The organism is Phocaeicola coprophilus DSM 18228 = JCM 13818, assembly GCF_000157915.1.
Taxonomy (GTDB): Bacteria; Bacteroidota; Bacteroidia; order Bacteroidales; family Bacteroidaceae; genus Phocaeicola; species Phocaeicola coprophilus.
The window spans coordinates 322,468-332,116 of the sequence record NZ_EQ973650.1; the positions used below are offsets into that span (position 1 = coordinate 322,468).

The following is a 9,649-nucleotide window of genomic DNA, read 5'->3' on the forward strand; positions in this document are numbered from 1 at the left end:
ATGGATGAAAATCGAGCAGGTCATGGCAAAGAAAATGCAGGCCAGCAGATAAGGGAAGATGAAAGCCATCAAAGTCGAAGGCTGGGCAATTTGTACCAGACTGAACATTTGCGGTACAGCACATAAAACATATGCTGAGATCGCAATGTATATCAGTAAATAGGCCATAGACTTGCCAAATACAATACGCAATGTCCCTTCATAATGGCGTCCGATCGGTACCAGATCTTTGAAGCGGTTGGTTTCCCGGGCCGTTCCGGCAGACATACCGATTCCCAGCAGCAAAGTCTGTTGCAGAATCAGCATCAGTACGGCCGGAATCAGAAAGCTGGCAAACCCGTCCTGTGGATTGAATAGAGAGATATCTTCATATTCAATAGGAGCCGTGCTGACCTCATCCTGCCGCTGGGTTGTATTTCCCATCCGTTGGATTTTTATTTGTTCATTGACAGTTAAAGAGGCATTGGTCGCTGATAGCAGAATGGCTTTGTAATACAGCATACCACTCATATCACAATAAATATTGACCTGAGTCTGACGACCTTGAGATATGTCCCGGCTGAAACTCTCTGGAATATGGATAACGCCATATACCTTTTTTTCTTTCATCAGACTTTTAGCTTCTTCCATGTCTGCGCAATAAGACTGGATCTGCACATCGGCACTTGCATCCATTAACCGTAAATATTTCCGGCTAAGTGTAGAGTTGTTGTCATCCACAACTGCGGCAGGAACTTCACGTACCACTTCGTTGGTATAAATGAAAGCATACACCAGCGGATAGGCTAGAGGTACCAGCAGGAAAAAGATGAGTACTCCTTCATCGCGTACCGTGGCTTTCAGTTCTTTGGCAAAGATGTGGAATAATCCAGCCAGGCCGTTTCGGATAATATCTGAGAATGAACGTTCTTTCATGAGGTTATCGTGTTATTAGGGGACATAAACATATTGCAGCAGAATAGTCCGCAGTTTCTTTAATACCAGGAAAGGAAGAAGCAGGAATACAAGTAAGGCTACTACTGCCTGCCATGCGTAGATCAGCGGATAGCCGTTCAAAGCAAAATTGACATAAAGCAGGTAATAATGCCGCAGAGGAAACAGGACACACAATGCCTGCAGGGTCGGATGCATGGCCATAACCGGAAATGTAAATCCGGAAATGGAGAACGAAATGACTCCCCATAAAGAGGCGGCACTCAAGGCCAGACGGAAAGATCCGAACAGGCCGAAAAGGAATACACCGAAGGCCTGTGAGGAGAGTACCAGTAAAAGTCCGGCCAATAACATCGGAAAGATTCCGCTGTGGCAGGGATAATGTAAATATCCATATAGATATACATTATAGAATACTGCAATGACAAAGAAAACAAGGGTATGTGGAAGCAGCTTCCCGATCAGTACTTTGGTGATCGAATTATCAGCTAAATGCATCAGTTCTCTGCCTGTTCCGTTTTTCACTTCTTCTCCCAGGGTATAAATGGTGGTCAGGAATATAAGTAACATTAAAATACCCGGAAACAGCGTGTTGCAGAGATAAACCGAATAGTTAAGCCATGGATTATTCAGCGCGTGAGTATCTATGACTATCGGTTGCAGAAAGGCCATGGCCTGGTCTTCCGTAGCTCCCTTTGCATACAAGGTTGCCCGTCCGACAGCTCCGGCTGCCAGTTCGGAAATGGTCCGCTGATCCTTGTAAAGCAATGAGCCGGCAATCAGATAGGAATAATTGACATAAAAGGAAACTTTAGGCTGCCGGCTGGCCAGGGTTGCTTCTGTAGTTCCTTCGGGAATATAATAAAAAGAATAAATTTCACCCCGCTGGATAGCTTTTCGGGCTTCCATGACACTGGGATAGTGTGCTACGATATGTGTCTGCTGAAAGGCATCCAGATTCCGGATAATATTTCGCGTGGTAGAAGTATTGTCCAGATCCACAACACCGGCAGGCAGGTCTGTCGGCAGTCCGTTCGCCATCAGGGTGGTGAAGAACAGATAACAGAATACCGGCGCAATAATCATGCAAAACAGATACAGCGGCCGGACGGCGATGCGCAGAACTTCTCGTTTGGCAATATTGAGCAGACACATAATTTCCTGTTTATTTATTGATCGTGCAGATTGCTGACATACCAGGTCTCAGGTTTTCAACAGCTTGTACGGGCTTGGCTTTCACTTCGAATGTTTTCAGATCATACTGTCCGGTTGTCTTGGTTGCCTTCCAGGCAGCATACGTTCCCAGATCTTTCATATAAGTAACCTTAAAGGTTGCTTCTTTTTCCAGGGCAGGGATATAAGCCTTGATTTCACCTCCGACGGAGAATTGCTTCAGGAAATCTTCACGGACATTAAATGTAACCCACATTTCGTTCAGGCGGGCTATATTCATAATCGGAGCTCCGGTTCCCACCAGTTCTCCTTCTTTGGGAAACACTTCGGTTACTTCTCCATCAGCAGAAGCCAGCAGATAGGTTTCGGCAATATAGGAAGCCACTTCGGCAACGGCTCCTTTGGCGCGTTCCACCTGTGCTGCCGCCATGGCTTTATCTTCCCGTTGTGCTCCATTCTTGGCCATTGTGTATTGAGCATGAGCTGCACGTTCGGTTGCCGCCATGGCATCATATTGTGCCTTGGCTTCATCGCGTTTCTGGGCAGTCATGACTCCCTGTTCAAACAGACGGTTGACGCGGTTGTAGGATTTTTCAGCAATCTCCAGACCAGCTTTGGCCTTTTGCCACATTTCAAAGGCAGCCTGCAACTGTTCGGCACGTGTGCCTCTGATTGCTTTTTCGTTAAGTGCCTGTGCTGCCTGTTCCGCAGCCTGTGCCTGCGAAAGTTTAGCCATGACGTCCGGAGCTTCCAGAATTGCCAGTGTGTCACCGGCTTTCACCTGGTCGCCTTCCGATACGAAATATTTTAAGATCCGGCCCGGTACTTTACTGGATACCCGGTATTCAGTCGCTTCTGCCTGGCCCTGGATGACTTCCGGTTCAGTTCCTAACGTAAAGAAGCCTATTGCGCTGACTACGGCAACTACGGCCACTAAAGTAATGAAAGCCAGCAAAACATTGTTGCGTTGAGTTTTTTCAGCCATATCTGTTTGTTATTTTAAAGTTCCCATTGATTTGTTTAAATATACTTCACTCATTTTTAAATCGATCTGAGCATCAATCTTTCCTGATTGAGCTGACAGCCAAGCTGTTTGTGCTTCCAGTACGTTACTGGTGGAAATTACTCCTTCCTTGAAGCCGAGATTGGCGTAACGCAGGTTCTCATTGGCTTTATCCATGTTTTTCTCGGCCATAATCAGACGCTTGGACGCTTCGTTTACTTTGTATGAACTTTGAGTAACCTGAAGCTCGACTTTCTCTCTGACGTCTTCCAGCTGATAGCGGGCAATGTTGGCTTCGGCTTTGGCTGCTCTTACCTTATAGATACCTTCTCCCCAGTGGAATACCGGAATCTTGACAACAACTCCGGCAGCCCACATTCCGCGGAACTTGTTTTCAAATCCGTTTATTAATGAAGGATTGGTGACCAGATAATTGGCGGTGAATGCAACAGACGGAAGAAAGTCTGCTCTGACTACATTGACCTTTTGCCGGTAGATCTGTGAAGCCAGTTCCAGGCTGCGCAATTCTTCCCGGTTGGCCAGGGCCGTATTTACATTGCTCTCCGTATATACGTTGGGCAGGCTGAGGTTCTCCATTTGTTCATCTGCCAGTCTTATTTCACTGTCTAAAGGCAGACCGCATAACTGGCAAAGCACCATTTTGGAAAGACTCAGGCCGTTTTCCACCTGTGTCAGAGTCATTTCTGCTTCATTGACTTTTACTTTGACGCTCAGTCCGTCCGCCTGGGTTGCAACTCCTTCTGCCACCATCTTTTCTACATCTGAATCCAGCTTGCGGACCAGTTCAACGTAACTCTCAGCCAGTTTTTTCTTATTGACCAGAGAAATGACCTGCCAATAAGCCTGATCTGTGTTTAGAATCAGATCCTGCATGCCTGTGGCATGTTGTGATTGGGCCAGCTGTTCTGCATATTTGGTGATCTTGTTGTAGGCGATGATCTTTCCTCCCATGAACAGCGGCTGCGTCAGTGTAGCGGTTCCTAATGTCATGTTTCGGGTATCCGTTCGAAAAGCATCCACGATACCTTGTCCTATGCCATTAAGTCCGGCACTGAGTCCGGGGATCATTCCGGCAAGAGGCTGGAGCAGAGATCCCAACATCGGGTTTGAAGCCCCCAGTTGCTGCAAGGCCTCTTGCAGCTGTGCTCCGGTAGCTGTTCCTATGTTGCTGATTGTCTGTTTCTGTTCGTCACTTAACAGAGAGATTTCTTTCTGCGTACGCATATACGCTCCCATGACATCAATCTTGGGCAGAAAATTGGTGAATGCCGCTTTCTTCTGATAGCGGGCTGCATTGATCTTTTCCTGTGAGATGCGTAATTCCTTGTTGTTGGCAAGGGCCAGCGTTCTGCAGCTGTCGAGAGTCAATACTTGCTGTGCATAGCTTCCGATAGCTATGCCAGTAAAAACGATGAGGCTTAAGATTCGTTTCATGGCCAATTGGGTCTTTGTGTTCTTTTGGTTGCTTATGCAACAGTGCAAATGTATGACATTCTAACAAACTTCCCAAGCATTTTGTTGAAAAGAGTGTCAATGCAACCAAAATTTAATGGAAATTATTCTTTGCCAGTTTCGGCTTTTTACTGATCGAACAATGGGTTACCTCTACATTCGGATTGGAACGCGTTGTCTCTGTGGCTGTGTCTTCTCCGGCAGGGAAGCTTCCTGTTGCCATTCTTGTGAATACAGGTGCCAGCAACATGTCTTCTGCCGTACCCAGCTCTCCAAGTTCTCCTGCATAGTTCTCGGCGAGTTCATAGTCCGGCTGCAGTCCGTTGTCAAAATAATCCTGGAATCCTTCGGCATTGCTGAGATACGCAGTTGTCAGCCACAGCTCCAGTTGCGGGCTCTGTTCATCGGTAAATAAACTTTGTGCCACATTCTTGCCGAAAGTTGCTGTACCAACCTGCAAAAGTCTTTCTTTCAGATAAGGACGCAGACAGTTTATGACTATTTCAGAGGCCGAAGCCGTATTGTTTGAAGTTATGATGTATAGATTCTCGTAGGCGAGAGGTGTTCCTCCGGGGATGAGCGAAGGTTCGAAAAGATAACTTTCCGTTTTCGCAATTTTGTCATTGTAAGTCATGTTCAGAAAAGTCTGTCCCATGGCATTCTGGGGAGCAAGCAAGGTACTCAGCAATTGAGATGTGCTGACATATCCGCCCGGATTGTAACGCAAATCAAGAATGATGTCATTGGGCTGGCGGGCAGCTATCTCAACGAACATATTCTGCAATGTTTCGGTATCATCTGCGCCGAAACTGTTGTAAAGAATATAGGCAGCAGTCCGGTTTCCGGCCGTGATAAAGCTGGTCTTCATCAGGTTGGTTTCTTCAATATACCGGGGAGCCGGAATTTCAGTAACTCCCAGTGTGTCGAATCCTTCTCCGTTATAGTTGCCTAAAGTGAAGGTATATGATTGAGTCGGTGCAGATACATATTTGCTGTAATCTCCGCTTCCTATCTTTTTGTTGTTGGCTGCAATGATCCAGTCTCCTCTTTTTAATCCGGCTTCTTCAGCAGGAGATCCCGGCTGGGTGTAAAGCACCCGTATGGCGTAGTCTCCGCTTCCTGTCCGTATCAGGGCTGCTTCATATCCGAATGTAGGGCTGCTGCTTAAGGCGCGGGAGACATTCACCGAGTCAATGTGAGAAAACAACGTACCGTTTTTCTGATCCCTGCTGGAGGCTGCATTTTTCAGGAAGTTCTCCGGAGTCTGGAAAAAGTCGAGGCTCTCTTCAGCAGGAATATCTTCATAAAAGAGATAATTCTGCTGCATGGTTTCGTAAATCCATGTTTTGCTGGCAATCAATGCATAATATTCTCCCGAGCGGTCTTCTCCACATGCCATTAATGTCAGGGAGATAACCGTTCCATAGATCAGACGGTAAAAAGCAGTTCTTTTCATGCGAAATCTTATTTCATGCTGAATGAACCTTGACCGATCATATTTCCGTCGGCAAAGATGTATACTCTGTAATTTCCAGAGGGAAGGAATTCTTCCACATTCCAGTATACCGTAACGGTTTGTTCTTCTCCGGTGTATTCGATGTATTTTTTGATGGAGTAGCCGATGTTTCTGTCTTCATAAGCAAAAGTATTGGCTTCGCTCTTGGTCAGAATATCATTGTCCGGTTTGGCGATCCGGATATACAATGTCTTGTTTCCTGTTTCAGCCGTAATATTCTTTACGATTGTAAACTGGATGGAGATCTTTTTGACGTCTTTCACTTTTCTGGCAGTCTTGCCCCGTTTGTTCATCGGATTGACGATAATATTGGTAGCATCCAGCTGTGCTGCAAGCGAGACTTTTTCGTTCAGACTTTTCTTTTCCTTTGAAAGTGTGCTGATCTGTGCTGTTGCTGCCGAATATTTATTCTTGACTTCCTGATTTTCTTTGGTCAGTTCTGCATTCAAGCGGTTCAGAGAGTCAATCTGTATGACATAAGTACGCAATACGGCACGTACTGTTTTCAATTCCTTCTTCAGACGCATGATTTCAGCGGCATTGCTGCTCTTGACCTGACGTAATTCTTCCAGCAGACGTTGGGTCTTCAGTTTTTCACTTTCCAGTTTTTCCCGCAAAGAGTCATTGTTGATCTGAATCTGCAGCTCGTCATATTGGGTGGCAAAGGTGCTGTATTCATTCTCCATTTCCTCTTTTTCTACAGCAAACAACTCGCTCATTTCCTTATTTTTCTGTGCTTCATGTACAGCAAAGAACGAAACTCCACCAGCAATTACCGCCAGAATGATAATAACTATAATCAGTTTTTTGTTTTTGTCCATATTGTATGAATGCTATGATTTTTGGCAAAAATACGAAAAATCTCTGGAAAAGACGAATAAAAAGGGACAAATGTCTTCGTAATGCCTGTCAATAAGGCGTTTGCGAAGACAAATGAGGACAGGCGAAAAATCGAGGTAACGTAAAGGAAAGCGGATTTATGAAGAAGAACGGTCTCCAAATCATTACCCGCCGAATGGTGATTTTTAACACACCGTGTTGTATTTGGCAGCTTGTGGCACAGGTTGGCATATCAAGGTCTAACTCGTTGAGTAATAACTTTGCAAACAAAAAACGAGTATGGCAAGAAGCACATTCAAGGTTCTGTTCTACGTGAACGGCAGCAAGGAGAAAAACGGTATTGTCCCCATCATGGGACGAGTGACAATCAACGGGACTGTGGCGCAGTTCAGTTGTAAGCAGAACATCCCGAAAACGCTTTGGGACGTGAAAGGAAACAAGGCGAAAGGCAAGAGCCGCGAGGCACGAGACATCAACCTTGCCCTTGACAACATCAAGGCGCAAATCATCAAACATTACCAGCGCATTTCAGACCGCGAGGCATTTGTTACGGCTGAGATGGTGCGCAACGCCTATCAGGGAATCGGCAGCGAGTATGAGACGCTGCTAAAAGCATTCGACCGTGAGAACGAAGTGTTCAAGAAACGGGTAGGCAAAGACAGGGTAATGGCTACCTATCGGGCACGTGTACGGGCAAGAAACCATGTAGCCGCCTTTATCAAGTCGTTTTACAGACGCAGCGATATGTCCATGTTGGAACTTACTCCCGATTTCATCAAGGAGTTCGCCGCATACCTCTCGACTGAAGCCGGATTGCGGAACGGTTCGATATGGGCAAACTGTATGTGGCTGAAAGGCGTGGTCATGAAAGCGCATTATAACGGGTTGATACCGCGCAATCCTTTCATCCAGTTTCATATCAGCCCCAATGTGAAAGAACGGGAATATCTGACGGAGGATGAACTGAAAGCGGTCATGACACATGAGTTTGCAGACAGCAAGCTCGCATACATCCGTGACATTTTCATCTTTGCCAGTTTCACCGCCTTGTCGTTCGTGGACATTCAGGAACTGACGAATGACAACATCGTGGAGGTGAACGGCGAGAAGTGGATATTGTCCAAACGCCACAAGACAAAAGTCGCCTTCCAAGTGAAGCTGCTGGATATACCCTTGCAGATAGTCGAACGCTACCGACCGATGCAGAAAGACAATCGTATATTCCCCGGCTTGAACTATTGGTCTATCTGCAAACCGTTGAAACGGATGATAAGGGAATGTGGCATAACCAAGTCAATATCATTTCATTGCAGTCGTCATGGCTTCGCAACATTAGCTTTGAGCAAGGGGATGCCCATTGAAAGCGTAAGCCGTGTGTTGGGACATACGAATATAGTCACGACCCAACTCTACGCAAAGATAACCACGCAGAAGCTCGACAACGACCTGACCATGTTCGGCGACAAACTGAGTAAGACGTTTAACGGAATAACGATGTCATGAGTATGAGAAGAAACAGCATAACAGTGAATGAATCCGGCAATATCATCATGCCGGAGAATGTCTCAAACATTTGGATGAGCGAGCCGGAATTGGTGGAACTGTTCGGAGTAATTGCTCCGACACTTCGTTCTGCCATCAGAAACATCTATAACAGTGGAGCATTAAAAGAATACGAGGTACAGAAGTATGTTCGGCAGGAGAACGGGTATCATGCCGATGTGTTCAGCTTTCCGATGATAGTCGCACTTGCTTTCCGCATTGACAGCTTCGGTGCGGAACAGGTGCGCAATGCCATATTTAAAAGGCTGTACTTGCGAAAAGAGAAAACAAATATCTTCTTTTCGCTGGGTATAAATGGTTGGGATATGTCTAATTATCAGGCATAAGTTCTAATGATATGACGACATGAAGTAGTGAGACCTATGCGTATTCCCATTGCCAACAATGTATTTATACGAGTATGTGAATAGGTGTATTGCCATTCATACGTACGATTACGACAAACCCGAAGAAAAATCCATTAGAATGGCATTTCTTCGGGCTTTTGTAGTATGTCATAAAGCCAAATCCAAGAAAATCTTACGTGAGGTATGCGTGAGTTGTTAATCCGTTCTGCGCTAATTGCCGAGTTTTGCACTGATTAAACAAAAAAAGAAGTGCTAATGAAACAAGGCAACTTTGAAAATGAGGAGTTTATCCGTGTGGGTACTACCCTCTACAAGTTAGTGAACCAGCCCCGTCTGAACGGAGGCTATGTGAAGAAGCGCATCGTGTGGAACAACGAAACACTGCGGCAGGACTACGGCAAGGACTATCTCGCCACCGTGCCGAAGTACGACGGCTTCTGCACCGTCCCCGACCATGTGGACTACCGTCCCGTGGTGGACAAGTTCCTGAACCTCTACGAGCCGATAGGACACCGTCCGCAACAAGGCGAGTTTCCCTGTATCCGGTCATTGGTGCGCCATATCTTCGGTGAACAGTATGAATTGGGCATGGACTATCTTCAATTGCTCTACCTGCAACCCGTGCAGAAACTGCCTATCCTGCTGTTGGTATCAGAAGAACGCAACACGGGCAAGAGTACATTCCTGAACTTCCTGAAAGCTGTGTTTCAAAACAATGTCACTTTCAATACCAACGAGGACTTCCGCAGCCAGTTCAATTCCGACTGGGCAGGAAAACTGCTCATCGTGGTGGACGAGGTA

General features: G+C 46.0%; 9 protein-coding genes. 3 read left to right on the forward strand and 6 right to left on the reverse strand.

Annotated elements, in window-relative coordinates; genetic code table 11:
• The 6 genes from BACCOPRO_RS15775 to BACCOPRO_RS15800 form a co-directional block, all read right to left on the reverse strand.
• On the reverse strand, window positions 1–915 hold a 915-nt coding region (locus BACCOPRO_RS15775; protein ID WP_008145208.1), incomplete at its 3' end, for an ABC transporter permease.
• A 15-nt stretch (window positions 916–930) separates the two neighbouring features.
• Window positions 931–2,088, reverse strand: coding sequence for an ABC transporter permease (locus tag BACCOPRO_RS15780; RefSeq protein ID WP_008145209.1), 1,158 nt, complete (start codon window positions 2,086–2,088; stop codon window positions 931–933).
• A 10-nt stretch (window positions 2,089–2,098) separates the two neighbouring features.
• The gene (locus BACCOPRO_RS15785) at window positions 2,099–3,091 is read right to left on the reverse strand and encodes an HlyD family secretion protein (RefSeq protein WP_008145210.1); all 993 of its coding nucleotides are present in this window, start codon (window positions 3,089–3,091) and stop codon (window positions 2,099–2,101) included.
• 9 nt (window positions 3,092–3,100) lie between these two features.
• Window positions 3,101–4,564 (reverse strand): TolC family protein, encoded by a 1,464-nt coding sequence (locus BACCOPRO_RS15790; RefSeq protein ID WP_008145211.1) that lies wholly within the window; start codon window positions 4,562–4,564, stop codon window positions 3,101–3,103.
• 112 nt (window positions 4,565–4,676) lie between these two features.
• Complete coding sequence (locus BACCOPRO_RS15795) at window positions 4,677–6,038, reverse strand: S41 family peptidase (RefSeq protein ID WP_008145212.1); 1,362 nt, start codon at window positions 6,036–6,038, stop codon at window positions 4,677–4,679.
• 8 nt (window positions 6,039–6,046) lie between these two features.
• Window positions 6,047–6,919: a DUF8429 coiled-coil domain-containing protein gene (locus BACCOPRO_RS15800; RefSeq protein ID WP_008145213.1), complete on the reverse strand. Its 873-nt coding sequence runs from the start codon at window positions 6,917–6,919 to the stop codon at window positions 6,047–6,049.
• Between the two features lie 298 nt (window positions 6,920–7,217).
• Between BACCOPRO_RS15800 and BACCOPRO_RS15805 the strand changes: the two genes are divergently transcribed.
• The 3 genes from BACCOPRO_RS15805 to BACCOPRO_RS18595 form a co-directional block, all read left to right on the forward strand.
• Window positions 7,218–8,441, forward strand: a complete 1,224-nt coding sequence (locus BACCOPRO_RS15805) for a site-specific integrase (RefSeq protein WP_005775881.1) — start codon at window positions 7,218–7,220, stop codon at window positions 8,439–8,441.
• Window positions 8,438–8,827: a virulence RhuM family protein gene (locus tag BACCOPRO_RS15810; protein ID WP_004328110.1), complete on the forward strand. Its 390-nt coding sequence runs from the start codon at window positions 8,438–8,440 to the stop codon at window positions 8,825–8,827. Before BACCOPRO_RS15805 ends, BACCOPRO_RS15810 begins: the two co-directional genes overlap by 4 nt.
• Window positions 8,828–9,103: 276 nt before the next feature.
• On the forward strand, window positions 9,104–9,649 hold a 546-nt coding region (locus BACCOPRO_RS18595), incomplete at its 3' end, for a primase-helicase family protein (RefSeq protein WP_008145214.1).